General features: G+C 69.2%; 21 protein-coding genes. 8 read left to right on the forward strand and 13 right to left on the reverse strand.

The window, feature by feature from the left end:
• Positions 1-120: 120 nt before the first annotated feature.
• Entirely contained in the window at positions 121-792 is a 672-nt protein-coding gene (locus tag OG205_RS16910) for a hypothetical protein (protein ID WP_330277209.1), read from the reverse strand.
• On the reverse strand, positions 789-2,003 hold the full coding sequence (locus tag OG205_RS16915; RefSeq protein ID WP_330277210.1) for a right-handed parallel beta-helix repeat-containing protein: 1,215 nt from the start codon (positions 2,001-2,003) through the stop codon (positions 789-791). The genes OG205_RS16910 and OG205_RS16915 overlap by 4 nt, the downstream gene beginning before the upstream one ends.
• A gap of 46 nt (positions 2,004-2,049) precedes the next feature.
• Here OG205_RS16915 and OG205_RS16920 point away from each other — a divergent pair, with 46 nt between their 5' ends.
• Together OG205_RS16920 and OG205_RS16925 are read left to right on the forward strand one after the other, a co-directional pair.
• Positions 2,050-2,895 (forward strand): Dyp-type peroxidase, encoded by an 846-nt coding sequence (locus tag OG205_RS16920; RefSeq protein ID WP_330277211.1) that lies wholly within the window; start codon positions 2,050-2,052, stop codon positions 2,893-2,895.
• Positions 2,896-2,935: 40 nt separating this feature from the next.
• Complete coding sequence (locus OG205_RS16925) at positions 2,936-3,196, forward strand: hypothetical protein (RefSeq protein ID WP_330277212.1); 261 nt, start codon at positions 2,936-2,938, stop codon at positions 3,194-3,196.
• Positions 3,197-3,246: 50 nt separating this feature from the next.
• Here the strand turns inward: OG205_RS16925 and OG205_RS16930 are convergent, their stop codons facing one another.
• The 4 genes from OG205_RS16930 to OG205_RS16945 form a co-directional block, all read right to left on the reverse strand.
• Complete coding sequence (locus OG205_RS16930; protein ID WP_330277213.1) at positions 3,247-4,617, reverse strand: alpha/beta hydrolase; 1,371 nt, start codon at positions 4,615-4,617, stop codon at positions 3,247-3,249.
• Positions 4,618-4,777: 160 nt separating this feature from the next.
• The gene (locus OG205_RS16935) at positions 4,778-5,977 is read right to left on the reverse strand and encodes a S8 family peptidase (protein ID WP_330277214.1); all 1,200 of its coding nucleotides are present in this window, start codon (positions 5,975-5,977) and stop codon (positions 4,778-4,780) included.
• Positions 5,978-6,245: 268 nt separating this feature from the next.
• Entirely contained in the window at positions 6,246-10,181 is a 3,936-nt protein-coding gene (locus OG205_RS16940) for a family 43 glycosylhydrolase (RefSeq protein ID WP_330277215.1), read from the reverse strand.
• Positions 10,182-10,322: 141 nt separating this feature from the next.
• Positions 10,323-11,933, reverse strand: a complete 1,611-nt coding sequence (locus OG205_RS16945; RefSeq protein ID WP_330277216.1) for a glycoside hydrolase family 27 protein — start codon at positions 11,931-11,933, stop codon at positions 10,323-10,325.
• A gap of 288 nt (positions 11,934-12,221) precedes the next feature.
• On the opposite strand from OG205_RS16945, the gene OG205_RS16950 reads away from it, so the two are divergent.
• Together OG205_RS16950 and OG205_RS16955 are read left to right on the forward strand one after the other, a co-directional pair.
• The gene (locus tag OG205_RS16950; RefSeq protein ID WP_330277217.1) at positions 12,222-12,362 is read left to right on the forward strand and encodes a hypothetical protein; all 141 of its coding nucleotides are present in this window, start codon (positions 12,222-12,224) and stop codon (positions 12,360-12,362) included.
• A 20-nt stretch (positions 12,363-12,382) separates the two neighbouring features.
• Positions 12,383-12,637, forward strand: coding sequence for a hypothetical protein (locus tag OG205_RS16955; protein WP_442916785.1), 255 nt, complete (start codon positions 12,383-12,385; stop codon positions 12,635-12,637).
• Here the strand turns inward: OG205_RS16955 and OG205_RS16960 are convergent.
• Positions 12,588-12,746 carry a hypothetical protein gene (locus tag OG205_RS16960; RefSeq protein WP_319973040.1) on the reverse strand — a complete coding sequence of 53 codons (159 nt, stop codon included), beginning with the start codon at positions 12,744-12,746 and terminating at the stop codon, positions 12,588-12,590. The genes OG205_RS16955 and OG205_RS16960 overlap by 50 nt on opposite strands.
• 19 nt (positions 12,747-12,765) lie before the next feature.
• On the opposite strand from OG205_RS16960, the gene OG205_RS16965 reads away from it, so the two are divergent.
• A complete protein-coding gene (locus OG205_RS16965) occupies positions 12,766-13,380 on the forward strand; it encodes a hypothetical protein (RefSeq protein WP_330277218.1) in 615 nt (204 codons plus the stop codon).
• Here the strand turns inward: OG205_RS16965 and OG205_RS16970 are convergent.
• The 5 genes from OG205_RS16970 to OG205_RS16990 all read right to left on the reverse strand — a co-directional run bounded on the left by OG205_RS16970 (position 13,373) and on the right by OG205_RS16990 (position 18,451).
• The gene (locus tag OG205_RS16970) at positions 13,373-14,506 is read right to left on the reverse strand and encodes a glycerate kinase family protein (RefSeq protein WP_330277219.1); all 1,134 of its coding nucleotides are present in this window, start codon (positions 14,504-14,506) and stop codon (positions 13,373-13,375) included. The genes OG205_RS16965 and OG205_RS16970 overlap by 8 nt on opposite strands.
• Positions 14,507-14,514: 8 nt before the next feature.
• Positions 14,515-16,155 (reverse strand): SLC13 family permease, encoded by a 1,641-nt coding sequence (locus OG205_RS16975; RefSeq protein WP_330277220.1) that lies wholly within the window; start codon positions 16,153-16,155, stop codon positions 14,515-14,517.
• Positions 16,156-16,219: 64 nt separating this feature from the next.
• Positions 16,220-16,873, reverse strand: a complete 654-nt coding sequence (locus OG205_RS16980; RefSeq protein ID WP_093587879.1) for a response regulator transcription factor — start codon at positions 16,871-16,873, stop codon at positions 16,220-16,222.
• On the reverse strand, positions 16,870-18,165 hold the full coding sequence (locus OG205_RS16985; protein WP_330277221.1) for a sensor histidine kinase: 1,296 nt from the start codon (positions 18,163-18,165) through the stop codon (positions 16,870-16,872). Before OG205_RS16985 ends, OG205_RS16980 begins: the two co-directional genes overlap by 4 nt.
• Before the next feature lies 1 nt (position 18,166).
• Positions 18,167-18,451: a hypothetical protein gene (locus OG205_RS16990; RefSeq protein WP_330277222.1), complete on the reverse strand. Its 285-nt coding sequence runs from the start codon at positions 18,449-18,451 to the stop codon at positions 18,167-18,169.
• A 118-nt stretch (positions 18,452-18,569) separates the two neighbouring features.
• On the opposite strand from OG205_RS16990, the gene OG205_RS16995 reads away from it, so the two are divergent.
• Genes OG205_RS16995 through OG205_RS17005 form a run of 3 tightly spaced genes read left to right on the forward strand, consistent with a single transcriptional unit; the run spans position 18,570 to position 24,760 of the window.
• The gene (locus tag OG205_RS16995) at positions 18,570-21,119 is read left to right on the forward strand and encodes a glycoside hydrolase family 97 catalytic domain-containing protein (RefSeq protein WP_330277223.1); all 2,550 of its coding nucleotides are present in this window, start codon (positions 18,570-18,572) and stop codon (positions 21,117-21,119) included.
• On the forward strand, positions 21,113-23,974 hold the full coding sequence (locus OG205_RS17000; RefSeq protein WP_330277224.1) for a discoidin domain-containing protein: 2,862 nt from the start codon (positions 21,113-21,115) through the stop codon (positions 23,972-23,974). Before OG205_RS16995 ends, OG205_RS17000 begins: the two co-directional genes overlap by 7 nt.
• 36 nt (positions 23,975-24,010) lie before the next feature.
• On the forward strand, positions 24,011-24,760 hold the full coding sequence (locus tag OG205_RS17005; protein WP_330277225.1) for an alpha/beta fold hydrolase: 750 nt from the start codon (positions 24,011-24,013) through the stop codon (positions 24,758-24,760).
• Here OG205_RS17005 and OG205_RS17010 read toward each other — a convergent pair.
• Complete coding sequence (locus tag OG205_RS17010; RefSeq protein WP_330277226.1) at positions 24,750-25,244, reverse strand: metallophosphoesterase family protein; 495 nt, start codon at positions 25,242-25,244, stop codon at positions 24,750-24,752. The genes OG205_RS17005 and OG205_RS17010 overlap by 11 nt on opposite strands.
• Positions 25,245-25,334: the final 90 nt, after the last annotated feature.

Below are 25,334 nucleotides of genomic sequence, written 5' to 3' on the forward strand. Positions count from 1 at the left end.
CCGCAGGATCGGTCACGAACACGGAAGAACCCGGCAGTGAGCTGTCGACCCCGAGTCGAGTACCGTGCGTTTCGTTGGCACCGTGTCCGGGCATGGGTCCGCTCCGGGGCAGCGGACGCCTCAGGTGGCCAGCGGCGGAATGACCTGAACGGGCTGCTTCGAGTCGGCGAAGTCGAAGACGGCGAGGTCTTCCTGAGCACCCAGCCTGGCTTCCAGTCTGCGGAGCTTGCCGTCCTGGTCGAGCCAGTAGCGCAGCCTGGCGTCCGCCGCGTCCTTCTGCCTGGGACCCTCGAACACGTCCACGGCCGCGTCTCCGATCTTGTCCGGCCGGAGCCAGCGCGCCGTGCTCTGCAGCAGGAGCTGAGGATTCTCCGGCCTGTCGGAGCCGAGGTTCACCAGCAGCCGCAGCGCGCCGTCGAGTTCGGAACCACGTTCCCGCAGTGCCCTGACCCGCCAGTCGACGACCGGCACCGGTTCGACCGCCGTGGTGGACGGCGACGTCGCGAACGCCATCCGGCCGAGGTTCCACTGGAGCAGGCCCTGGGAGACCGCGTCTTCACGGCCGTCCGTGCGCATGCCCGCATATCCGAGGTGGTTCACGAAGTCGACACGGCCGTCCAGCACGATCCTGCCACCCGGCGACGGGACGGACGCGGTGAACGCGCTGATGCCGGTCGTGTAGTTCGAGAACCGGACCAGCGCCAGCCGTTCCGCCTCCTGGATCGACAGCGGTCGCGGAGTGGTCGAACCGCAGGCCGTCAGCACCAGAAGCAGAGCCAGGACGCGCTTCACGACCGCACCGCCGCGCGGTCGTCGAACAGGTCCTCGCGTGGCACCTCGTACTTCTCGGCGTCAGGCGCCTTGTCCGGCAACGGATCGCTCGGCATCTCCGGCTGCGGCGGCGGAGCGGCGACCTGGTTGAACGGGATCCCGCCCGGCGCCGAGGCCTTCGGCAGCGGATCACCGACACCTTCGTAGCAGCGTTCGCGGTCGAAGCAGTTGTTCCTGCCCGGCGCGCGTTTCGAGGCCGCGTACACCACGTCCTGACCGTTGCCGGCGATCACGTTGCCCTCGAAGCGGTTGTCCAGCGGCGCCAGGTCCTCGCTCGATCCGAGCGCCACACCGGCACCGGGGTTACCGGTGACCAGGTTGCGGGAGAACAGGTTGCCGGTGCCGCCCGCGATGCCCACACCGAGACCGAACGCGCCGTCCGCCTGTGCGGGCGATCGCGCTTCGGAGTTGCCGGACACCAGGTTGCCGATGAACGTGGCATCCTCCTGTGGCACGAACGCCTCCTGATAGTCGGAGTTCGAGGTCATGCCGACACGGTTGCCGCTGAACCTGTTGCCCAGCACGAACATCCGCCCGGACGCGTTCGTGCCCTCGTAACCGACGGCGTTGCGCTCGCCGACGTTGCCGCGCACGACGATGTCGCACGGCTTGCACTGGCCCACGTAGAACCCGGAGTCCGCGCTACCGCTCGCGTAACTCTGCTCGATCACGCCGTGCTGGGCGTCGAACGCGTAGATGCCGTACAGCGCGTTGTTGCTCGCGGTGACGTACGAGACGCGAAACCCCTGCAGTGGCGGGAACTTCTGCGTGTCCAGCCTGGTGTAGCCGTTGCTGCCGCGGCCCATCCCGCCGTTCTCGCTCACCCCGGTGACCAGCACGCCGTTCAGGGTGTGGTTGCGGACCGTCAGATTCTGCACGGACACCTCCGGCGCGGTGACGACGATCCCGTTGGCGCGCTTGACCTCGCCGTCGATGATCACACCGTCGCGTTGGGCACCCCTGATCGTCACACCCCTGGTACCGACCCGAACCGACTCCTTGTAGACACCGGGTGACACGACGATCGTCGCACCCTCCCTGGCGACGTCGACCGCGGCCTGGATGGTGCCGAACTGCCCTGGAACGGTGATCTCCGGTCCCAGCTTCGCCCCTGCCGCCGACGAGCAACCGGCGACCAGGAGCAGTGCTGCGAAGATGTACGAAGCGCGCACAGCCGGTGACCGTACTACTCCGTTCGGCCTATGTCACACTCGCCCGGTGAGCCCTATCTCTCGGCGTCGTCTGATCGCCGGTACCGCTGCGATCGGACTACTGGGCGGCTGTGGCTCCCCGCAGCGGCAGCCGGGCATCGCCACTCCGCAGCAGCTGCACGCCGACATCTCCGTCTGGGACGCCGTGACGTTGCCGTCCGCGCACGTCAGTTCCTCGGTGACGGTCACCTACGGGCACGGGATCGAGGGCCTGCCGGAGTTTCCCGGTGACGCCGTGCGGCCGGAGGACCTGGGCGGCGGGTTGTTCCTGCAGATCTGCGGTGACGACCCCGACGCGGTACGAGACGCGGCGTCCCGGTTGCGGCCCGACGGCAGGCTGCGGTGGCGCGAAAAGGGCTCCTGCAATTCCGGCCGCACGAATGTCCTGGGCTTCAAGGACGGCATCGTCGTGCCGAAGACCCCGCGGGAGTTCGCCCAGGAGGTCTGGCGGCCGGACGGGTCGACCTTCGCGGTCGTGCGCCGGATGAAGCTGGACGTGGCCGCCTTCACCGCGATGCCCGTGGCGGACCAGGAGCGGGTCTTCGGGCGCCGCAAGCACGACGCCGTGCCTCTGTCCGGCGGAGACGAGGTCGATCTGTCGGCGAAGACCCCCGACGGCGAGTACGTCATCCCGGCAGACGCCCACGTCCGGCGGGCGCACCCGTTGACCGCCGGCGCCGGCCTGATGCTGCGCCGCTCTTACAACTACGACGAAGGCCTGATCTTCATCTCCTACCAGCGCGAACTGAAGACCTTCGTCAACACGATGCACCGGATGGCCGACGGAGACGCACTTCTGCGTTACGCCACGACGACGAGTTCCGCGGCGTTCCGCATACCGACGCTGAACTGACCCCACCGGCTGATTCCGACCCGCGCGTGCACTCAGGTGGGTGGTCGGGTCACGGTGCGTGTGGTGGGGCGCGCAGCAGTCGCAGAACCCCGAGGCCAGCGAGCAGACGAGCCAAGGCTCCGTACCGTTCGACGACGGCTACACGAAGACCTGCACCATCCCCAGCGACGTGGTCAGCACCGCTCAGAACATCCAAGCCGGTGACACCGTGACCATCGTGTCCGAGGACGGCACCACGGCCTCCACGATCGCCGACGCTAACGCCGCACCGAGCCAGAACGGCCAGTCCCCGACCAGCTGACGCGATGGTCACGGGGCGGGACCGATCAATCCCGTCCGTACAACTCCGGCCTAGCGGTGTTGTGGTGACGTGGGGCGGTCGCCGAGAAACTCCGGCGGCCGGAACCCGACGAAGGTGGCGGAGCCGAGCCCGAGCGAGCCGGCGAGGGCCTGCATCCGGCGCGGATCGGCCAGTTGGTCCCAGCGCCCGGTCTCGATGCGCTTGTCCATGGTGATCACCGCCGCCACCAGCTCAGCGGTCGTGAAGGCACAGTGTCCCGCGTGATCGGTGTACGCCTGACGCAGCAGCGCGGCGGAACCACCCTCACGAACGTCTTCGGCGTACTCCTCCTCGTGTTGCACCGGGACGAGGGGGTCATCGGTCGTGTGCATCGTGAGGACGGGCACGTCCAGCCGTCCGTCCAATGTGGAGGTTCTGGCCATCCAGCGGTACGCCGCGGGATCGACCGTCACGTTCGCCGTGCGCGTCAGAAGGTTCAGGTCTGTCTGCAGATCGACGCCGGCCCGCCGGTACAGCTGCGCCACCTGGGAAAGGCGTCCGGACTCGGCGAGCTGCCGCCAGTAGTTCACGCCCTTGTTCCACGTCGGGTTGCCGCCCGCACTTCGCTCCATGTCGTAGCGGCCGAGCTGGATGAACGGCAGGATCGCGCGCAGGTTCTGGTACTGGCCCGCCACCTGCGCGTCGACGTCGCCCGCTGCCGGCTTCGGCTGCCCGGGAACCCACGTCGGCTCCTGGTACAGGGCCGTGATCAGGGCGAGCCGGGCCAGTCCGGCCGGGCTGGCCTGTGCCTGATCCAGAGCGGTGATCATCCGGTTCGACGTGGCGGTGGCCTCCGCGGGGCCGGTGAACCGGACGAGTGTGACCTGCTCCCCCGCGAGAAGCAGTTGCGCGATCGCGTGTGACCCGTCCAGCTGGTAGTTGTGCAGGTCGATCCCGCCGCCCATCAGACCGCAGGTGGCGACAGCACCGTCGAGCTGCCGGCCACCTCGTTCCGCGAGCTGTCCGGTGATCATGCCGCCGAACGACGTGCCGAGCGCGATGGTGCGGCGGGGGCGTCCGGTGATCGCGGTGACCGCCTGGAGCGTGTCGAGCCCGTCCTGCGCCGCGGTGTCGGCGACCCAGCCAGGGCGGGAGTACGACGAGCCGGCCAGCGCGTAACCGCGGGCCAGCAGGGCCTCCGCCACGGCTGGACCAGGGCTGTTGACCGGCGGGTTGTTCGGGGTGGGGTTGTAGCCGTGGCTGTAGAGCAGCAGCGTGCCGTTCCAATTCGCCGGCACGTCGGCGATCCAGGTCGCGCCGTTCGGCAGCACCCCGTCGTACCGGGTCGCCGGTGCGGCCAGCGCCGCGGTGGGCACCAGGCCCAGCACGGCCAGCGAGGCGACCACCGCGGCGGTGAACAGTCGTCGGACAGCCTTCATCATGCTCCGCCCCTTCGTTGTGGGGATGGCGAGCAATCTCAGCGGAGAGCGTCGACACGAAAGTTAGGCACATTTGTGGCGGCCGTCAACAGAACGACCAACTTCATGAAAAGGGGGCCGTCGTTCCGCCTGGGCGGCACGACGACCCCCTTTTCGGATTCGGTCAGGCGCTGGGAGCCAGATACAGCAGGCGGTTCGGCGAACCCGAGCCAGCGCTGGTGACCTTGCCCGTGGTCGCGCCCGAGGTCAGCGCGCTCGACACCTGGGCGGGCGTCGCCGACGTGTTGTTCTGCAGGTACCGGGCGATCACACCTGCCACGTGCGGGGTCGCCATCGACGTACCGCTGATGGTGTTCGTCGCGGTGTCACTGGTGTTCCAGGAGGACGTGATCGACGAGCCGGGGGCGAAGATGTCCAGCACCGAACCGTAGTTCGAGTAGCTGGCGCGTGCGTCGGTGCTCGTCGTCGCGCCCACCGTGATCGCGGCGGCGACACGGGCCGGGGAGTAGCTCGACGCGTTGGCGTTGCTGTTGCCGGCGGCGACCGCGTAGGTCACGCCGGCGGCGATCGAGCGGTTCACGGCGGCGTCGATGGTGGTCGACGCACCGCCACCCAGGCTCATGTTCGCCACGGCGGGTTTGATCGCGTTCGCGGTCACCCAGTCGATGCCCGCGACGACACCGGCGGTCGTGCCACTGCCCGCGTCGTCGAGCACCCGCACCCCGTACACGGTGGCGCCCTTCGCGACACCGTAGGTGCTGCCGGCGATGGTGCCCGCCACGTGGGTGCCGTGACCGTTGCCGTCCTGCGCGACCGCATCGCCGTCAACGAAGTCGTACCCGTTCTTCGCCCTGCCACCAAACGTGGAGTGACTGATCCGCACGCCGGTGTCGATCACGTACACGTTCACGCCACTGCCGGTCGAGGTGTAGTTGTAGGAACTGCTCAGCGGCAGCGACGCCTGGTCGATCCGGTCCAGGCCCCACGACGGCGGGTTGGCCTGGGTGGTGTCGGCGTGGAAGACCTGGTCCTGCTCGACGTACTCCACCGCGGGGTCGGCGGCGAGGCGCTTGGCCTGCCGCTCGGACAGCTTCACGGTGAAACCACGCAGGGCACTGCCGAACACCCGGTCCACTCCACCGCCGTTGCGGGCCGCCACGGCGTTCGCGGTGGCTTCGGTGGCCGACATCGATGCCGGAGTGTCCTTCAGCTTCACGACGTAGCTGTTGGGCACCTTTTCCGCGGCGTCGGCGGAACGGATTTCGCCTTCCGCGGCCTGAGCGGGCACGGCCAGCAGGGAAACAGCGACGGTGCTCACAATTCCGACTCCGGCCAGGAACCGGACGTTTCGTGACTCTTGCATCAGGGGTTTCCATTCTCGGACAGTGACGAGAAGCGCGCCCACGGAAGTCTGCACAGGGTAGGGCGCGATCCGTCACTTGTTCGGGTTTCGTTCGCCGAGCGTAAATAATCGACCCGCCCGATGGAAAGACACGGAAATTGCCAGTTCTGACGAGTGTCAAACGTTACGCGAACTGCTGTTTCTCATCACGTGAACAGCTGAAGCCGACAATCCTGTGCACTTTCTGTGAATCAACTGTGAGTGACGCGCCCAAACAAAACATGGTTTGTCAGCGGGTGATGCTTTGGAGCGTGGGCACGACTTTGGCCATGGTGCCGTCCGCGTTGAACCGGAGACGATCGATGGTCACCTCGCGGTGTGTTCCGTCGCCGCCGGGGATGGCGAAGCGGTGATAGGCGATGTACCAGTCGTCGGTTCCCGGCGCCTGGACGATGCTGTGGTGTCCGGTGCCGAGAATGCCGAGTGCCGGGTTCTTCTCCAGGATGACGCCCCGGTTCACCAGACCGTCGATCATGGGTCCGGTCACCGTGGCGTAGCCGACCCGGTAGTTCTCGCTGCCGGTGTCGTCGATGGACCAGGTGAGGTGGTAGGTACCACCGCGCTTGGTCATGAACAGCCCCTCCCGGAAGCCGTCCAACCCGGTGATGTGCTTGATCTTCGAGGCGTCGAACGACGTCATGTCCGCGTTCAACGGCACCACGTAGGCCTCGCCGTTGCCCCAATACAGGTAGCTCTTGCCGTCGTCGTCGGTGAAGACCGCCGGGTCGATGGCCTGGCCGCCGTTGGGGTTCGACGCGATCAGGGGTGTGCCGAGCACGTCGGTGAACGGGCCGGTGGGCGAGTCGGCGACCGCGACGCCGATCTTGGCGTCGGCGCAGAAGTAGAAGTAGTACTTGCCGTTCTTCTCCGCGATGGCCGGCGCCCACGCACGGCTGTCCGCCCAGGACACACCGGGCCCGAGGTCGAGGATCTTCGGATGCTTGGTCCAGTTCACGAGGTCCTTGCTCGACCACGCGTCGAACGACGTGCTCGACCAACCCGGATAGCCGTCGGTCGTGGCGTAGATGTAGTAGGTGTCGCCGAACCGGACGATGTTCGGATCCGCGTTGTAGCCGGGGAGCACCGGGCTGTTCATGACCGCCGCGCGCACCGTCCAGGTGCGCTTGCTCCGGTCGGCTCCGGTGACCGTGTAGGCGACGGGCTTGGTGAAGTTCTGCCTGGATCCGTTGCCCGGCGACACCTTCGCGCCGTCCGCGACCACGAGCCGGGGCGCCAGGCGGCTCAGGTCCGTGCCGGGCTTGACCGGCAGGAGGATGGTCCCGGCCTGGCTGTCGACGACCGCCGGCACCTTCAGCGCGTCGAGGCTCACCGACGCGACGGCAGTCTCGTTGCCCGGCAGGGCAAGGACTTCCTGCGTGGTCAGACCGCGGTTCCACACGGTGAAGCCACTCATCTTGCCCTTGAAGTACCTGTCGGAACCGTAGGCGGAACGGCCGATCTGGTTCGACGTCGTGATGCCGCCGCCCAGATCGCCCGGCTTCGTCGTGACACCGTCCACATGGGCCACCTCGACCCCGTTGTCGTACAGGCGCGCCGTTCCTCCGGCCAGCGTGTACGTCAACGTGTGCCAGGTACCGCGAGCCAGATTTCGCCCGCTGTTCGCGTTCTGCTCGGTCGTCCAGTTTCCGGCCGCGATGGCCGCCCGATAGCTGTCCCCGGTGGAGAAGAGGTAGCCGTCACCGGCGTTGTTCGTGCTGTTGCCGAGGTTGTACAGGAAGTACGGCGTCTGCTGGCCGGGATCGACCCACACCCGTGCCGACACGGTGATCGCGTCGAGTCCGGTCATGATGTTGTTCGGCAGGTGCACGTAACCGTCGGTGCCGCCGAAGGTGAGGCCGTCCGGCGAGCGGGTGACAGCACCGTGCAGCACACCGTTGCGGGCCTTTCCGGAGCGGTCCACGACGGTCGTGCCGGAGCCTCCGGTGAGGTCGTAGTCGGCGACCACGCCATTCCTGTTGGCCGTCACCGGTAGCGGACCCTTGCGCAGCCGCTCCAGCTCGGCCTTCGTGACCGGCAAAACCGTGCCGTGCCGCGGAGCGCGCGGCAACGAGTACTCCGCCGGGATCTGCCAGTTCGGGTTCGCCAGTGAGTCGGTGACGAACGGGATGTATCCGCGGTTCGGCGTCTCGTCCATGAACGCGTAGAACTTGGTGCCGTCATTGGACTTGAACAGCGTCGGGCCCTCGACCCAGTCCGTGCCCAGCGGAGTGCGGATGCAGTCGTCGACCAGTTCCCACTTGCGCGGCCTCGTGGTCGGCAGGTCGACGGCCCGCAGGTCCTTCGACCGCTCGAGGACGATGTCGCGGGTGCACGACCCGATGACCTTCTCGTCGGTGGTCAGGCGGTAGTAGTAGTCGCCGTCCTTGATGACGGTCGAGTCGATGACGCCCTGTCCCGGGTCGTTCCACACCTTCGGCTCGGTGAAGGTCCGGAAGTCGCGGGTGGTCGAGTACCACATCCGCGGGTACGACCAGTTGGTGTGGTCGGGGTCGTCGGCCGCGAACGGGATGCTTGCCCAGTAGACGACGTAGGCGCCGATGGCCGGGTCGTAGGTGGCCTCGGGTGCCCATGTCATGCCCGCCGTGTCGGGCGAGACGCGGACGTGCCGCTGCTCCGACCAGGTCACGAGGTCGGTGGACTCCCAGATCTCCAGGTACTTGCTGCCGTGCTGCTGCGCTTCGCCCCACCCACGGCCGTCGTTGATCTGCAGGTCGGTCGCGATGAGGTAGAACTTGTCGCCTTCGGGGCTGCGGATGATGAACGGGTCGCGCACCCCGGTCTCGCCGTACTGCGATTCCAGCACGGGGCGGCCGCCGTTGAGCTCCTCCCAGTGCAGCGGGTCGTTGCCCTTGCTGACCGCGAAGTGCACCTGCTCGGTGTCCTGTGTGGACTCTCCCGTGAAGTACGCGAACGTGTAACCCTCGCGCGCTTCCTGCTTGGGCAGTGGCAGCACGGTGAGCAGGAAGTCGCGGACGTCGCTCGCTTTCCCCTTCGTCGCACGGACACTCACGTGTGCCTTGCGTGGCTTGGAACCGTACGGCGGCCGCGTCACCACACCAGACGCCGAGACCACGCTCTTGTCGTCGCTGCGCCAGGTGAACGTGACGTCGCGGGCACCCTTCGCCGGCAGCGTGATGTTGCCCCGGACCGCGTTCTGATCCCAGATCACGATGTCCCGCAAAGCGTTCCGGACCTTCTGCCGATCAGTGATGTCGGCGGGCACCGTCACGGAGAACGTGCGCGTGGCGGTGAAACCGGCGTAGGAGGCCGTCGCGGTCAGCTTCACGATCGCGTTGCCCGAGCCTGGCGACGGCCGGGTGACCACCCCCGTCGCCGACACCACTGCCGGGTTGCCGGAGGACCAGGTGACCGCGGAGCCACCAGGAGCTTTCGTTGGCAGCGTCAGGTTTTCGGTCACGGCGGACGTGTCGCCGAGGTCGAGTGCAGCGGCGTCGGCGGCGGCGCGGCCGACGGCGGTCCGCTCACCGAGCGCGTTCGCCTCCGCCGCGGTCACGGCACGGTCGTAGATGCGGAAGTCCCGGACCTGGCCCTTGAGGTACTTGTCCGCGGCGTACACCGAACGGCCGAGGTAGTTGGCGGTCGTGGCGCCGCCACCGATCGCTCCCGGAGTGATCGTCACGCCGGTCTTGCGCGCCACCTCGACGCCGTCCTCGTAGAGCACGGCGACACCGCCGGCGAGGGTGTAGGTGAGGGTGCGCCAGCTGCCACGCGCGAGGTTCCGGTTGGCGGACACCGTCTGCTCGGTGGACCAGTTGCCGGTGGCGATCGACGTCCGGTACGCGTCACCCGAGGTGAACAGGTAGCCGTTACCGGCGCCGTTCGAAGCGTTGCCGAGACCCCAGACGAAGTAGGGGGTGCCCTGGTCGGTGGCGATGTTCACCTGCACGGACACGGTGATGTCCGTGAACCCGCGCAGGACGTTGTCGGGCAGGCGGACGTGACCGTTCGAGCCACCGAGGCCCAACGCGTCGCCCTGCCACGCGGCGTCACCGCTGAGCGTGCCGTCCCTGCCGTTGCCGGACGTGTCGATCGCGGTGGTGCCGGAACTCTGGGCGAGGTCGTAGTGGACGACCAGGCCTTTGTCGAGCTCCGCTGCCGCGACGGCGGCCGGCGTGACACTCATTGCCGACGCGGTGAGGGCCAGAACACCGAGAATGGCCGGCAACGACCGACGCCAGACCGTTGAAGAATTCGAGTACATAACCGGCCCTTCGCGAAAACAATGCAGGGTGAGCGCTAACACGACCAAGCCGAGAGGGTCGGGTCAGGTACTGCGGATCCAGCGCTGGTTGGCAGCGCCATGACAGGTCCAGACGATCGCCGGGGTGCCGTTCGCCGTGCCGTTGAGGTCCACGTCGAGGCACAGGCCGGTCTGCACGTTGCTGATCGTGCCGTTGGTGTTCAGGTTCCACTGCTGGTTCGCGCCGCCGTTGCAGTACCAAAGCTGAACCTTGGTTCCTGCCACGGCGTTGGGCGTCGTTTCCAGGCACATGCCGAGCAGTTGCAACGCGTTGCCGTTGCGGGTGAACAGTTGCTGGGCCCCGCCGTTGCAGTCCCAGATCGCCGGCTGGGTGCCGTTGGCCGTCGCACCCTTCGGCGAGTCCAGGCAGCGGCCGGCGGACTCGCCACGCAGAGGGAAGGTGGCCGGCGCAGGAGCCAGGCCACCACCGCTGACCCGGAAGACCGCCGTGCCATGTGGGGGAACGATGGCGGTGATGCCACCGCGGGTGGCCGAAACCGCCCCGGTCCACAGATCGCGCAGCCCGAACGAGTCACCGGTCTTGCCGATCGCGTTCGCCGGGGTCGAGATCGTCGCCGTGGTGGAGCCCTGGTTGAGCAGCGCGACCGCGACGTCGCCGTTGGCGAGCCGCTTGGCGATCACGCGCCGGGTGCCGTCGTTCGACACCTGGGTGGCCTGCAGGCCCAGAGGGTCCTGATTGACCGCGATCAGGTCGGCGTTCCTGAGGATGGAGAGCGTGCCGGCCGACGCACTCCGGACGTCGTTGCCCGCGATCAGCGGCGCCGCCATCATCGCCCACATGGCGAAATGACTGCGCTGCTCGGTGTCCGTCATGCCGCCGTTGCCGACCTCCAGCATGTCCGGGTCGTTGAAGCCCCCAGGACTGGCGTACGAAGCCAACGGCACGTTGACGTTGATGATGTTCTGCACGCCCATGAACGAGCTGCCGTCACTGCCCGTGTCCCACCGGTCGGTGATGTCCTCGGTGGTGCGCCACATGTTCGCGACGTCGCCCCAGTCCCGCAGAGGGCCGGTCTTGTCGTGGATGCTGTTCGGGTTGATGCTGTAGACGATGGGCCTGCCAGTGGCCGCCAGGGCGTCGCGCATCTTCGCGAACGCTGCGACCTGCTCGTCCATCGTGCCCTTCGGCGAGCACCAGTCGTACTTGAGGTAGTCGACTCCCCACGCGGCGAACTGCCGTGCGTCCTGCTCCTCGTGGCCTTGGCTGCCGGTGGCGCCGGGGAACGTGTTGAAGTACTGCGCACACGTCTTGTCCACGGGCACCTGGTAGATGCCGAACTTCAAGCCCTTGCTGTGGATGTAGTCACCGAGCGCCTTCATCCCGCTGGGGAAGCGCGCCGGATGTGCCTGGAGATCGCCCTGGGCATCACGACTGGGATCGAACCAGCAGTCGTCCACCACGACGTACCTGTAACCCAGTGCGGCCATACCGTTGCCCGCCAACGCGTCGACGGTCTGCCGGATCAACGACTCGGAGATGTCGCAGCCGAACGTGTTCCAGGTGTTCCACCCCATCGGCGGGGTTCGAGCCGCCCCGTTCTCCACCGCCCGCGCCGGCAGCGGCCCGGTCGCCGCGACCACTCCCGCCAGGAGCAGGCAGGCCGCCGCCAGCACAGCTGTGATCCGGCCACGCCCGAACGGCGACCAATTGTTAACGTTAACAATTGGCGGCGAACGATGACCGGACATGGCGTTTCCCTTCGCGTCATTGCGAACACCAGGCAGCAGCCTGGACACCCGTCCGGCGCTGATCGCGAGCACACCGCCCACTTGGGCGTGAAATCGCTCCAGATGATGACTCCCTCGCCGTGCACACGTCAAGAGATTGCCGACTCGGAGATTTGTTCTCGCTCAGAGGATGTACAGGATTCTCACAGCAACCACCGGGGACCGACCGGCGAAATGAGCGACTTTCGAATCGAACAATTCGACGATGAAGAACGGCGACGCCGCTGGAGTCTGTCTCCGTTGCGGGAACTGCCGCTCGGTGTCGCGGGCATGCTCGCGATCGCGGTGATCGGACCGGTGTCGGGCTCGCGCTGACCCTGACCACGGACGCCGTGGTGTCGGCGGTCCCGGCGGACAAGGCGGGCGCGGCATCAGCGGTGTCCGAGACCGCGTACGAACTGGGCGCGGCGCTGGGCATCGCGGTGCTCGGGACCGTGCTGTCGGCGTGGGCCGCCACCGGCACGTTCACGGAGGCCATGCAGGGCACGGCACTGGTGGCGGCGGCACTGCTCGCGGTGGCGGCCTTCGTGGCCTACCGGCTCATTCCGAGCGGGACGCCTCGGCCAGCCGTTCGTGCAACCGTTCCCTGATCTGGTCCGGCGTGTAGGCCTCGCGGCGGCGCTGGTTCCGGGCGACGACCGCGCCGCTGGCAGCGACACCCGCGAAAGCGGCGATGCCGAGCAGCTTCCAGAGCTTCATGTGCCTAGGCTAGTCGGTCATGGCGACAACACTGGACAAAGCCGTCGAGATGACCCGCACCGGCGACGTGTGGGTGTTCCGCGGGCGCAGCGCGGCGGACCGGGCGATCCAGGCCATGACCAACAGCCCGGTCAACCACGTCGGCATGGCGATCGTGATCGACGACATGCCGCCGCTGATGTGGCACGCCGAGCTCGGCAAGTCCCTCAAGGACATGTGGTCGGGCACCCATCAGCGTGGCGCCCAGCTGCACGATCTGCGCGACGCCGTCGTGACGTGGCACGACAAGTACGGGCAGCGGGCCTGGTTGCGGCAGCTCGACCACGAGGTGACGCGCGAGATGGAGGACGCGGCGCTCAGGACGGTGGCGCGGCTGGACGGCACGCCGTTCCCGTCCACCGCCAAGCTCGCCTCGCGGTGGGCGCGCGGGCGGATTCCGTTGCGACCCAAGGGGGACTCGACCATCGAGAGCGCGTTCTGCGCGGAGATCGTGGCCGTGACGTACGAGGAGATGGGGTTGCTGCCCCGGCGCAGGCCCAACTGGTACGACCCCGGCAAGTTCTGGAGCGGCGACGACCTCGACCTGCTGGGCGGCGCGAAGCTCGGCAGGGAGATCGAGATCGTCGTCATGTGAGCGCCGCGCCGACCAGGACCAGTCGCAGCGTCCGTTCCGTGGCGTCGGTGAGGAGTGCCGCGGCGGTGGCCATCGCGACGTCCAGCGCGACCGGGGCGGCGATGATGCTGGCGTAGGCGTCGATGCCGACGTCGTGGGTGGCGCGGGCGTTCTCCCCGATCGTGCCGGCGAGCGCGATGACGGGTTTGCCGTGCCTCTTGGCCCGGCGCGCCACCTCCGCGGGCACCTTGCCGTGCGGGGTCTGGCCGTCGATGGCGCCTTCCGCGGTGATGACGAGGTCGGCGTGCGGCAGGCGGGCGTCGAGGTCGGAGTGCTCGAGCATCACCTCGAAGCGCGGCACGAGCGTGGCGTTGAGCGCGTGCAGGCCGGCACCGAGCCCGCCCGACGCGCCGCCACCGGGGATGGTGCGGACTTCCGGGCCGAGCAGGTCCGCCCAGTTGTCCAGGGCGGCGGCGAGGAGTTCGACCTGCGCCGGTGTCGCGCCCTTCTGCGGCCCGAACACCCTTGCCACGCCTCGGTCGCCGCACAGCACGTTGTGCTGGTTGCAGGCCACGGTGATCTCGACCTTGTCCAGTCTGGGATCCACTTCGGACAGGTCGAGCGCCCTGGCGCCGAGCAGGGCCGCTCCCCCGCGTTCGATCTCGCGGCCCCGTGCGTCGGTGATCCGCGCTCCCAGCGCCTGCAACGCGCCGGCACCGCCGTCGGACGTGCCGGAGTCGCCGCACCCCACCAGGATCCGGTCGACGCCGAGGTCCAGCGCGGCGAGGACGAGTTCGCCGACGCCGTACGTGGTGGTCGTGGCCGGGTCGCGGTGGCCGTTCGGGACGAGCCGCAAGCCTGCCGCGGCCGCCATCTCGACCACGGCGGTGCGGGGTCCCGGCCCGCCGAGCAACGCGAAGCCGGCCGGCACCTGCTCGCCGATCGGCCCGGTGACCAGGGCGGGGACGAGCCGGCCGCCGGTCGCCTCCGCGAGCGCTTTGGCCGAGCCCTCACCGCCGTCGACGAGCGGCGCCTTGTCCACGACCGCACCGGGGACCACCCGGTAAATGCCCTGTTCGATCGCGTCGGCGACCTCGCACGCGTCGAGGGACTCCTTGAAACCGCTGGGAGCTACCAGAAAACGCATCGGTGACCTCATTTCAGTGGGAGGCCGAGGTGCGGCCACAGGAGGACGGCGCAGGCGAGGACGAGCGCGCCGGTGATCGGGGCCAGGACCGCGGAGAGCTTGAGCAGATCCCTGGGGCAGTAGGCGTCGGCGAAGAGCGCGACCGGTTTCGCGGACGACGTGAAGGTGTGGCAGAAGCCGGCCGCGGCGGTGGAGGCGAAGGCCAGGGCCGCGGGGTTGAGTCCGGCGGCGACCGCGAGCGGGATGACGATCGGGATCAGCACCGAGGACCGGGCCGAGCGGGACTGGACGACGAGGTGCGCGAGGAGGCTCACCGCGATCACGGTCGGCAGCAGGTGGGACGGACTGATCAGGGTCGCGATGCTCGCTGCCGCGCCGGAGCCGACCAGGGCGGTGCCGAGCATGGTGGTGGCGGCCATGAACAGGAGGAGGGACCACGGGATCTCGGCCATCGCCTGCTTGAGCGTGGTGAGGCCGAGGCGTGGGGTCGTGATGGCGATGGCGCCGGCCAACGCGGTGACCTCGGGTGGGACGTGGTGCCAGGGTTTGGTGAGCCAGGCCGCGGAGACGATGGCGAGGATCGTGAGGGCGGTGAGTTCGGGCCTGGTCAGGCCGGCGACGGATGAGCGGACGGTCTTGGGCGCGGCCGGTGGTGCCGGTGTGGCGACCACGCGAGGGCGGGCTGCGGAGAGACGGCCTGCGGTGGAACGGGCCTGGGTGGAATGGGCCGCGGTGGAACGGGCATCGTTGGGGCGGGCCACGACGACGCGAGCCACGGTTCGGTGAGCCTCGTCGGGGCTGGCCTCCGCGGGGCGGGGTTCAGCGGGGCGGGGTTCAGCGGGGCGGGGTTCAGCGGGGCGGGCCTCCGCAGGGCGGGCCTCCGCAGGCAGCGGGATGGTCAGCGATCCCGAGAGCGCCCGGAATTGTCGGTGCTGTCTGGGAGAATTAGAACAGGGGACCCCCAGGAGGGGACCCTCGCTCCGCGCTGCCGTCACCAGCGTGGACTGGTCCACGTCCAGCGGCTCCGCGCCGAGCCGCTCCGCCCGATCCGCGCGGGTCGTGAAGAGCCACAGCACCACCTCGGCCGTCACGTGCGCACTGACCAGGGCGAGCGGCAGCCCCAGCACCAGCCACTGCCCGAACCCGATGCCCTCCCCCGTCGCCTGCTCCAGCAGCGCGCTGGTGATCAGGTGCGCTCCCGCACCCACCAGGGTCGCCACCGCGGTCAGCAGGATCACCGACGGGAACAGCACCCCGAGGGCGCGCGACACCCGCGAGTTCACGCGCCCCCGCAACGCACCGTGCACGGGCAAAGCGAGCGCGGCGCGGCCCGAGGTCGAGGGCACGAGGAAAGCGGTGAGCAGCAAGGCGAACGCCGTCAGGTGCAGCAGCCCGCGCACCGAACGGGCACGGCCTGCCAGCGACGTCGCGAGGCGGGCCGGCAGCCCTGATGCCGAGACGCCGGACGCCAGCGCGAAGGCCGCGATCAGCAGCCAGGTCGTCGAGCCGCCCAGCACCGCCAGGGCCGAGGCCGGCAGCACGCCGAACAGCAGCAGGACGACCACGGCGGCGAGAGCGACGAACGTGTCGTCCAGCGGCGTGCACGTCCAGAGCACCACCGCCACCGCGAAGACCACCAGCGTCAGCATCACGAGGACGATCCTGCGGAACCACGCTGATCCGGCGGTGAAGCCCGGATGAAGGAGCTTTCATCTACACGAGGCGATACCCCATGCCGCGCACGGTCTCCACCCGCTCCGCCCCGATCTTGCGACGCAGCGAGCGCACGTACACATCGACCACATTGGACCCAGGATCGAAGTCGTAGCCCCACACGTGCGACAGGATCTGCTCGCGCACGAGAACCTGGCCGGGGTGCCGCAGGAACAGCTCCAGCAGGGCGAACTCGCGGGCGGTGAGGTCCACCGAGCCGGACGGCAGCACGGCCTGGCGGGTGCGCAGGTCCAGCGACAACGTCCCGGCGGACAGCACGGTGGACTCGGGCACGCCGGGCGGGCGCAGCCGGAGTCGCACGCGGGCCAGCAGTTCCTCGAAGCGGAACGGCTTGGTCATGTAGTCGTCGGCGCCGCCGGACAGACCGGCGACGGTGTCGTGCACGGAGTCACGCGCGGTCAGGATGATCACCGGGGTCTGCACGCCCTGGGCACGCAGCGAACGCAGCACGGAGAAGCCGTCCAGGTCCGGCAGTCCGAGGTCGAGCACCACCAGGTCGAAGGACGCGGCCCACGACAGCGCGTCCGCACCGGAGGCGACCACGGACGTGCTGAAGCCGTTGGCGCGCAAGCCCTTCTCCACGAAGGAGGCGATGCGGGCCTCGTCCTCGACGATCAGGATCCGGCCGGTCATCGCGGTACCTCCACCACAAAAGTCGCTCCCTGCCCCGCCACCGAACGTACCTGGACGGCACCGCCGTGCGCGTCGGCGATGGCCTTGACGATCGGCAGGCCGAGGCCCGTGGAGCGGGAGAAGAGCAACGACTCGTCGCTCACGCCGGGGCCGGAGTCGGCTATCCAGAAGGAGACCGCGGTGTCCACTGAGGATCCGAACCGGATCGTGGAGCCTTCGGTCGTGTGCCGGACCGCGTTCGAGGCGAGTTGCAGGACGGCCTGGGTCACGCGTTGCGGGTCCAGCACGGCCTCGCCCTCCGCGATCGACTCGAGCACCCAGCGGCGGTCGCCCAGTGCGCGCAGCTTGGCGTCGATGTCGCTGGTGAGCTCGGGCAGGCTCACCACGACGGGCCGCAGGAAGTCCGGGCGTTCGGACTTGACCAGCAGCAGCAGGTCCTCGACCAGGCGGGCCATGCGGTCGAGTTCGTCGGTGCACAGCCGCACGACGGCGGCGCGTTCCTCCGGTGAGTCGCCGAGCAGTTCCAGGTGGCCGCGGACGATGGTGATCGGCGTGCGCAGTTCGTGGGAGGCGTCGTCGAGGAACTGGCGCTGCAGCCGGAACGAGCGGTCGAGGCGGTCCAGCATCGAGTTGAACTGCTGGGCCAGCGCGGCGACGTCGTCGTTGCCGGAGACCGGGATGCGGCGGGTGAGGTCGTCCTCGGTGATCTCGGCCGCCGCCTGGCGGACCACGCGGATCGGCGCGAGGATCACCCCGGCCACGAACCAGGCGATCAGGGCGGCGATCAGCAACCCCGCCAGTGACACCAGCACGAGCACGCGCACCGTCGAGTGCACCGGGGCGTGCACTCCGTCCTCGAAGTAGCCGGTGACGAACCACATCTCCGCGGGGGCCGCCGTGTGCACCTTCGCCCAGCGGAACGGACCGGCCGGAGTGGACACCACTCCCCAGGGCGCGCTTGAGGAGGTGATCACGCCCAGCGCCGCGCGGTCGTTCTCCAGCGCGTAGGTCATCTCGGCACGCTGGACGAGCACACCGCCGGGGAGAACGGCGAGGTGGATCTCGTGCTCGTCGGGGTACTGCAGGCGCAGGTGGGCCTCGGCGACGGCGCGGGCGTCGCCGGCGTGCGTCTCGGCGTAGGTGCTGAACTCGCCGGTCTCCTGTTCCAGGGCGCGGTTGACGCGGTCGTCGACGTCGACGAGCAGGAAGCGCCACACCACGACCACGACGGTCCCGAGGACGAGCGTCATGAGGCCGAGGAGCCAGCACATGATCTTCACGCGTGCGGGCACGTCAGTCGTCCTCGCCATCGTCGTCGTCTTCGACCGGCGGTGGCGGGGGCAGCACGGAGCCGGGTGTGGTCGTGGGAACCGCGGAGGAGGACGGAGCGGGCGGGGCCGATCGTCCTATCTGGACCTCCGGTGCTCGCACATCGGGCGGAACCGGTCGCGCCACGGTGAGCACGAGCAGCACGGCCGCGAGCGCGCACACCACGCTAAGCACGGCCACGAGGACCGTGCCGGTGCGGGCGGACGGCAGCATGCGACCGACGATGCCCCAGCCGGAGTAGTCCCGCATGAGACCAAGATGAAGATCTCCTCATCTGTCCGCAAATCGACTGATAACTATCAGCCTCTTGACCGGAAACGAACGGCCCCACACGATGGGAGCGGTCTCACACCGGGAGCTGACAACGATGTCACGACTGCTCGTACTCGTGCTCGCCCTGCTGTTGCCCGCCGCGCCCGCCGTCGCCGCACCTGCCGGCTGGACGGTGACAGGCCCTGGCCAGGTCGTCGCGGAAGTAGCTCTGAACAGCGGAAACCTGACGATAGCCGTGCGACGGCAGGGCAGAACGGTGCTCCAGCCCGCCGCGGTCGGCCTCACGACGACCACCGCGGACCTCACCAAGGACCTGACGTCCACCGGCCGCAGTGACCGCGTTGTCATCGACCGCTACACCATGCCGACCGGCAAACGGCTGCAGCGCTCCACCCGGATGAACGAGGCCAGGTTCGGCTTCCGCAACGCGAGCGGCAGCTTCGACCTGGTCGTGCGCGCCTCGGCGGACGGCGTCGCCTACCGCTACGTGCTGCCCGCCCCGGCGACGATCACCGGAGAGGCGTCGAGCTTCAGCGTTCCCGCGGACTCGAAGGCGTGGCTGCTCCCCTACAACGCCTGGTACGAGGCCAACCGCGTGCGCACGACCGCGGGTGAGGCCACCGGCGACTTCGGCTACCCGTCGCTGTTCCAGACGGGACAGGACTTCGCGCTGCTCACCGAGTCCGATGTGGACGGACGGTACGCGGGCAGCAGGTTGCGCAGGAGCGGCAACGGTTTCCAGGTCGTGCTGGCCGACGCCCAGGTCGCGTCGACCGGAACCACGCCCTGGCGCACCGCGATCGTCGGCGATCTCGGCACGGTCAGCACCTCCACGCTCGTGGACGACCTGGCCGGTCCCGCGAAGTTCGCCGACCAGAGCTGGATCAGGCCGGGCAAGGTCGCGTGGTCGTGGCTGAGCGAACATTCGAGTCCGAGTGACTTCGCGCGGCAGAAGCAGTACGTGGACTTCGCCGCCCGCAACGGCTGGGAGTACGCGCTGGTCGACGAGGGCTGGAGCGCCGCGTGGGTGCCGGAGCTCATCCGGTACGCCCGCGCGCAGGGCGTGGAGATCCTGCTGTGGCTGCACTGGAGCGACCTCGACACCCCGCAGGAACGCGACACCGTGCTGCCCAGGATCAAGCAGTGGGGCGCGAAGGGCGTGAAGCTCGACTTCATGGAGTCCGACTCGCAGGACCGTTATCGCTGGTACGACGCGGTGTTGCAGAAGACGGCCGACCTCAAGCTGATGGTCAACTTCCACGGCTCCACCATCCCGCACGGCCTCGCGCGCACGTGGCCGCACGTGCTCACGATGGAGGCCGTGCGCGGCGCCGAGAACTATCCGCCCGCTGCCAACAACACCGTGCAGTTCTTCACCCGCAACGTCGCCGGTTCGATGGACTACACGCCGGTGTCGCTGGAAGTCGGCACGAAGGAGGCGTCGATCGCGCACGAGGTCGCGCTGCCGGTCGTCTACGAGTCGGGCTGGACGCACTTCGCGGACAAACCCGAGGCCTACGAACGGCATCCACAGGCGTTGCGCTATCTCGACCAGATCCCGACGGTCTGGGACGAGACCAGGCTGCTCAACGGCGATCCGGACTCGCACGCCGTGGTCGCGCGCCGCAACGGCGACCGGTGGTTCGTCGGTGGTATCGCCACCCAGGACCGCACTCTCCAGGCGCCGCTCGGGTTCCTCGGCGGCGGGCAGTGGCTGGTGGAGACCGTCCGCGATCCCGCCATCCGGGCCGACGTCGTCCGCGACGGTCAGATCCTGCGCGGTTCCGACACCCTCAGCGTGCCCGTCCAGCGCAACGGCGGCTTCGCGGCGGTCATCTGCCGGTACCGGCCGGGGCTGCAGACCTGCGACCAGCCGATCCGGCAGGTCCCGAAGACCACGCTCACCGTCACGCCCACCGGCCAGGTCGACACCCCGGCGGGGTCGACTGTCGAGGTGACCGGCACGTTCACCAACGGCGACAAGGAGATCCGCGACGTCAAGCTGACCGCGACCGCACCCGAGGGCTGGTCCGTCAGCGGTCCGGCCGTGCAACGCCGCAGGCTCGCGCCGGGCGAGTCGATCAGCGGGAGCTGGCAGCTTCTGGCGGGCACGCGGGTCGGCCCGGTGGACGTGCCGATCGTCGCCACCTTCGGCGGCGTGCACGTCGAGCAGGCGGTCAAGGCGTTCGTGCCGCCCCCGACGCCGGCGAACGGGGCCCAGGTCAGCGATCTGCCGTTCATGAGCGAGACCAACGGCTGGGGCCCGGTGGAACGCGACAGGTCCAACGGCGAGAACACCGGGGACGACGGCAACGCGCTGACCGTCGGTGGCGTCACCTACGCCAAGGGACTCGGCACGCACGCGCCGTCCGAGGTCTCGGTCTACCTCGGCCGCGGCTGCGAGCACCTCACCGCGAAGATCGGCCTCGACGACGAGACCGAACAACCGGGCTCGGTCTCGTTCCAGGTCTACGGCGACGACAAACCGTTGTACGACAGCGGAGTACTGGCAGGCAAGGGCGCGGCGGTGCCGATCGACGTCGACGTCAGCGACGTCCGGATGCTCAGCCTTCGCGTCACCGACGGCGGCGACGGCCGCAACTTCGACCACGCCGACTGGGCGGAGGCGGCGCTGACGTGCTGATCAACCGCAGAACGTTCCTCTACGCCACGGGTGTGCTGGCGGTCGCGCCGAAAGTCTCGTTCGCACAGCTCAGAGACACCTACTACGAGGTGCTGCTCAGGCACACGAGGTGGGCCGAGACCCAGTACGACGCCACAGCCGGACGGTATCGGCGCACGGACTTCGGGTTCGCGGTCGTGCTCGGCAACGCCGTCCTGCTCACCCGAGGCAGCTACGACGCGTCCCTGGCAGGCGTCGAGAAGGACGTTCTGCGCGACCACACGCTCGCCACGATCAAGCACTTCGCGGCGAGCAACGTGCTGGCGGGCGGCACCGAGTGGGGCAAGACCCTGTTCTGGGACACCACGTTCCAGTCCTACTTCGTGCTGGCCGCCCGGCTGCTCTGGCCGGACCTCGACGCGCAGACCCGCGTGAACGTGGAGGCGATCGCACGCGGCCAGGCCGACTACACGACCTCGCTCGGCACCGCGAACGACCCGCGTTCCGGCAGCTGGACGCCGAACGGCCTCACCGGCGGACACCGCGGCGACACCAAGCTGGAGGAGATGGGCGTCTACGCCCAAGCGCTCGCGCCCGGACTGGCCTGGCACGGCGACGGACCTGGCTGGCGCGAGGCGTTCGGCCGCTGGAGCCGCAACGAGGCGGGACTGCCCGCCGCCGACCTCGCCAATCCCTCCACAGTGGACGGCACGCCGATCTCGGCCAACACCGCCACGAACCTGCACGACACGTTCATCGTCGAGAACCACGGCTCGTTCGGCCCGCACTACCAGGAAGAACTCTGGCGCACCTCCGGACGCAACGCCGTGCACTTCCTGCTCGCGGGACGGCCGCTGCCCGAGGTGCTGACCAAGCAACCCAACGGGGAACTGTTGTGGCGCACCATCCTCGCCACGATGAGCGACGCCGGCGAGCCGTTGATGCCGATGGTCAACGACCGGGAACACCTCTACGGCCGTGACGTCATCCCGCTCGCCTTCCGCTCCACGGTGCTGCGCGACCCGATGGCGGCGTGGGCCGAGACGGCGCTCGCGTCGCGGCTGCTCGCCTACCAGGCACATCCGCCCGTGTACCGGCTCGCGAAGTTCTCCGGCGAGGCCAAGTACGAGCCGGAGGCACGCGCGGAGCTCGCGATCAGCTACCTGCTGCACGAACTGCGCCCACCGGTGGCCCCGGCAACGGACTTCTTCACTCGCGCCGCGATCACGATCGACCACGGCGCCGACCCCGGCCTGCTGACCCACCAGTCGGCGGCCGCGTGGGCGGGCACGGTGACCAAGCCGGGGTTCACGAAACTCGCCTGGCAGCCCGCGCACGACGACTGGCTGTTCAAGATCAGCGGCGCGACCCCGATGCTGCTGCCACCAGTGGCCGTCACCGGACGCAACACCGTTGCCTACCAACGGGTACGGGACGGCTTTGACGCGACCGCGAGCCTGCTGCGGTTCGCGGACGGGTTCGCCGGCACCGCCACCCTGCCGACCGGCACGATCGTGTGCGCACTCCCCCGCCCCGGCAGGGTCGACGTGCACAACCTCGCGATGGCCGGGATGCCCGGCCTCACCGGTTCCCGCACCTTCACGGGATCGGCGGGCCGCGTCACGGTCCAGGCACGCGAAGGGTTCCGGGTCGACGAACTGACGTTCCCGGCGACGTCCGCACGTCACGTCCGCATGGTCGGCATCACCCCGCATCCCACTTACGGCTACTCGTTGTTCGAGTTCGAGGTAGGTCAGGGATCGGTGACGGCGTCGTCGTTCGATCCCGGCTTCGAACCGGCGAAGGCGACCGACGGCAACCCGGCCACGCGCTGGGCCGTCGCCCGTGCCGAACGCGGCCGCGCGGACAGCTGGATCACCGTCGACCTCGGCACCGCAACGAGCGTGCAACGCGTGCGCTTGCGTTGGGAGACAGCGGCTGCGGTCGCGTACCGCGTCGAGACGTCGCCGGACGGCGCCGCGTGGACGACGGTGGCCGAGTACCCGCGGCCGGACCTCAGCACGCCGGGCTGGCTCGACGTGGACGGCCGGGCGGGGTTCGTCGCGCGGTCCGCCGAGCCGATCACGGTGCAGGGCGACACGATCATCGTCCCCGCAGGGCTCGTCGAGGGGTATGTCCGAGCCGATCTGCGCAAGATCGCGGCGGAGCAGGCCCCGGAGTGCCCTCCAGGAGTGCGGGCGAGCACCGCGGACGGATTCCTCAGCCTGTTCAACCTGTCCGGCGCCGACGTCACCGGAACCGTCCGGCTGCGCGGCACCCGCCTGTACCGGGGCACGCAGGTCACCACCCGCGACGGCACCGAGTACGCGCTGAACCTGCCCTCCGCCACCGCGCGGATCGAGGCGCCCTGGTTCACCGCCCGTGGCATCCCGCCGGACATCACCGCCGTCGTGCACGACGGGCAGCGGGTCACTTTTCGCGGCGGCCCGGCCATGTTCGTGCTGACCCACCGCGACGGCCGCAGCCTTCCGGTCGTGCTGGGCAGGGCCGAGCGCACGGTGAGCATGCCGCTCGCCACGCCGTTCCCGATCAACGACCTGGCGCTGGGCCGCGTCACGTTCCCGAATTCCGTGCTGCCACCTGGCATGAGCGATCCGGCCGCCGCCGTCGACGGCGAGCAGCACACCGCGTGGAAGCCGGGACCGAACGGCCGCATGGTCGTCGACCTCGGCACGACCCGCGCGATCGGCGAGGTCGATCTGCAGTGGACAGTCGGGCCGGTGCCACCGCACACCGTCACGTACAGCGTGGACGGCAGGACCTATGGCGCCGACACCACCGCGCGGTACGTCGCCGTGTCGACCGGCTGGCGGGCAGGGCACGCCTCGCTGCGCACCATCGTGGTGCGAACATGAAAGGTTTAGCCACCGAATAGTCGGCAATCCACATACATGTTCGACGGATTGCGATCCGCCTCCCGCGAGAGCGTGGTCAGGGCGGTGTGGGACGTGCCGAGGCTGCTGCGCCACCCGGTGTGGCGCAGCACGGATCCGCACGAGGGCAACGGCCTCGGCGTCGTGCTCGTGCCGGGTTTCGGCGCCGGTGAGGCCAGCCTGTCCCCCGCGGGGTCGTGGTTGCGGGCCCGCGGCTACCACCCCGGCCGCTCCGGAGTCGGGTTCACCATCGGCTGCACCGCGGAGCTGCTGACGAAGCTCCTGCACAGCACCGAGAGGCACGCCGAGCTCACCGGCCGTCCGGTGGTGTTGCTCGGCCAGAGTCGCGGCGGCTGGCTCGCGCGACTCGCCGCCGCCCGGCGTCCCGACCTCGTGCACGGCCTGGTGATGCTGGGCAGCCCCGTGCTCGATCCGATGGGCGCGCATCCCAACGTCCTGCGCGTCGCCCGGTTCCTGACCCGCCTGGCCGCCGCGGGTGTGCCTGGGCTGCTCGACGACGACTGCATGCGCGGGCCTTGCTACGACGACCACATCAAGGCGCTCGCCGAACCGTTGAAGGTCCCCGCGATCTCCATCTTCTCGCGGCTGGACGGCATCGTGCCGTGGGAGCTGTGCCAGGACCCGTGCGCGGAATGCGTCGAGGTGCGCAGCACGCACACTGGCATGGGCTTCGACCCGCAGGTCTACGAAGCACTCGGCCCGCGACTCGCGGCCTGGGCGCGGAAGGACGTCGAAGTCAGCGCGTGACCGGCACGATCCGGGCGTCGAGCAGGACGCCGTCCTCGATGTCCAGCAACCCGATGGTGCCCTGCGGCTGACGACGCTTGTCCGTGGGCGAACCGGGGTTGAACACCCGGACGCCGTCCTCCTGCTCGTCCCACGGGATGTGCGAGTGTCCGAACACGACGAGCTCGGCGGCCGGGAACCGGCGGCGCATCCTCGCCATCCGGCCGGCCTTCTGGCCGCTGTCGTGGATCATCGCGAACGGCAGCCCGCCGATCTCGGTCTCGACCACGTCCGGCGCGCCCCAGGCCACCACGTCGGGACCATCGTTGTTGCCGCACACCGCGATGACGGGCGCGTACTGCGCCAGCTCGTCCAGCACCGGCGCCACGCAGACGTCGCCGCCGTGCAGGATCAGGTCCGCCGACCGCAGGTGTGACGCCACCGAGGCAGGGCACCGCTTCCAGAACCGCGGCGCGTGCGTGTCGGACAGCACGACGACTCTCACGGCCGCGACCGTAGCAACCCAGGCCTCACGCGGCTCGACGAGTAACCGCGCCCTCCGCTGGGTACCTGACCTGCATGGCGAGGGCGATCT

Origin of the sequence: Lentzea sp. NBC_00516, from assembly GCF_036346835.1 — a bacterium.
Classification (GTDB): Bacteria; Actinomycetota; Actinomycetes; order Mycobacteriales; family Pseudonocardiaceae; genus Lentzea; species Lentzea sokolovensis.

Coding starts and splice junctions, on each gene's coding strand:
- OG205_RS16950 (WP_330277217.1), top strand. CDS start 12,222: ATGAGCGACTTTCGAATCGAACAATTCGACGATGAAGAACGGCGACGC.
- OG205_RS16965 (WP_330277218.1), top strand. CDS start 12,766: ATGGCGACAACACTGGACAAAGCCGTCGAGATGACCCGCACCGGCGAC.
- OG205_RS16975 (WP_330277220.1), bottom strand. CDS start 16,155: ATGCTGACGCTGGTGGTCTTCGCGGTGGCGGTGGTGCTCTGGACGTGC.
- OG205_RS16940 (WP_330277215.1), bottom strand. CDS start 10,181: ATGAGTGTCACGCCGGCCGCCGTCGCGGCAGCGGAGCTCGACAAAGGC.
- OG205_RS16995 (WP_330277223.1), top strand. CDS start 18,570: ATGTCACGACTGCTCGTACTCGTGCTCGCCCTGCTGTTGCCCGCCGCG.
- OG205_RS16970 (WP_330277219.1), bottom strand. CDS start 14,506: ATGCGTTTTCTGGTAGCTCCCAGCGGTTTCAAGGAGTCCCTCGACGCG.
- OG205_RS16980 (WP_093587879.1), bottom strand. CDS start 16,873: ATGACCGGCCGGATCCTGATCGTCGAGGACGAGGCCCGCATCGCCTCC.
- OG205_RS16990 (WP_330277222.1), bottom strand. CDS start 18,451: ATGCGGGACTACTCCGGCTGGGGCATCGTCGGTCGCATGCTGCCGTCC.
- OG205_RS16930 (WP_330277213.1), bottom strand. CDS start 4,617: ATGATGAAGGCTGTCCGACGACTGTTCACCGCCGCGGTGGTCGCCTCG.
- OG205_RS16960 (WP_319973040.1), bottom strand. CDS start 12,746: ATGAAGCTCTGGAAGCTGCTCGGCATCGCCGCTTTCGCGGGTGTCGCT.
- OG205_RS17005 (WP_330277225.1), top strand. CDS start 24,011: ATGTTCGACGGATTGCGATCCGCCTCCCGCGAGAGCGTGGTCAGGGCG.
- OG205_RS16935 (WP_330277214.1), bottom strand. CDS start 5,977: ATGCAAGAGTCACGAAACGTCCGGTTCCTGGCCGGAGTCGGAATTGTG.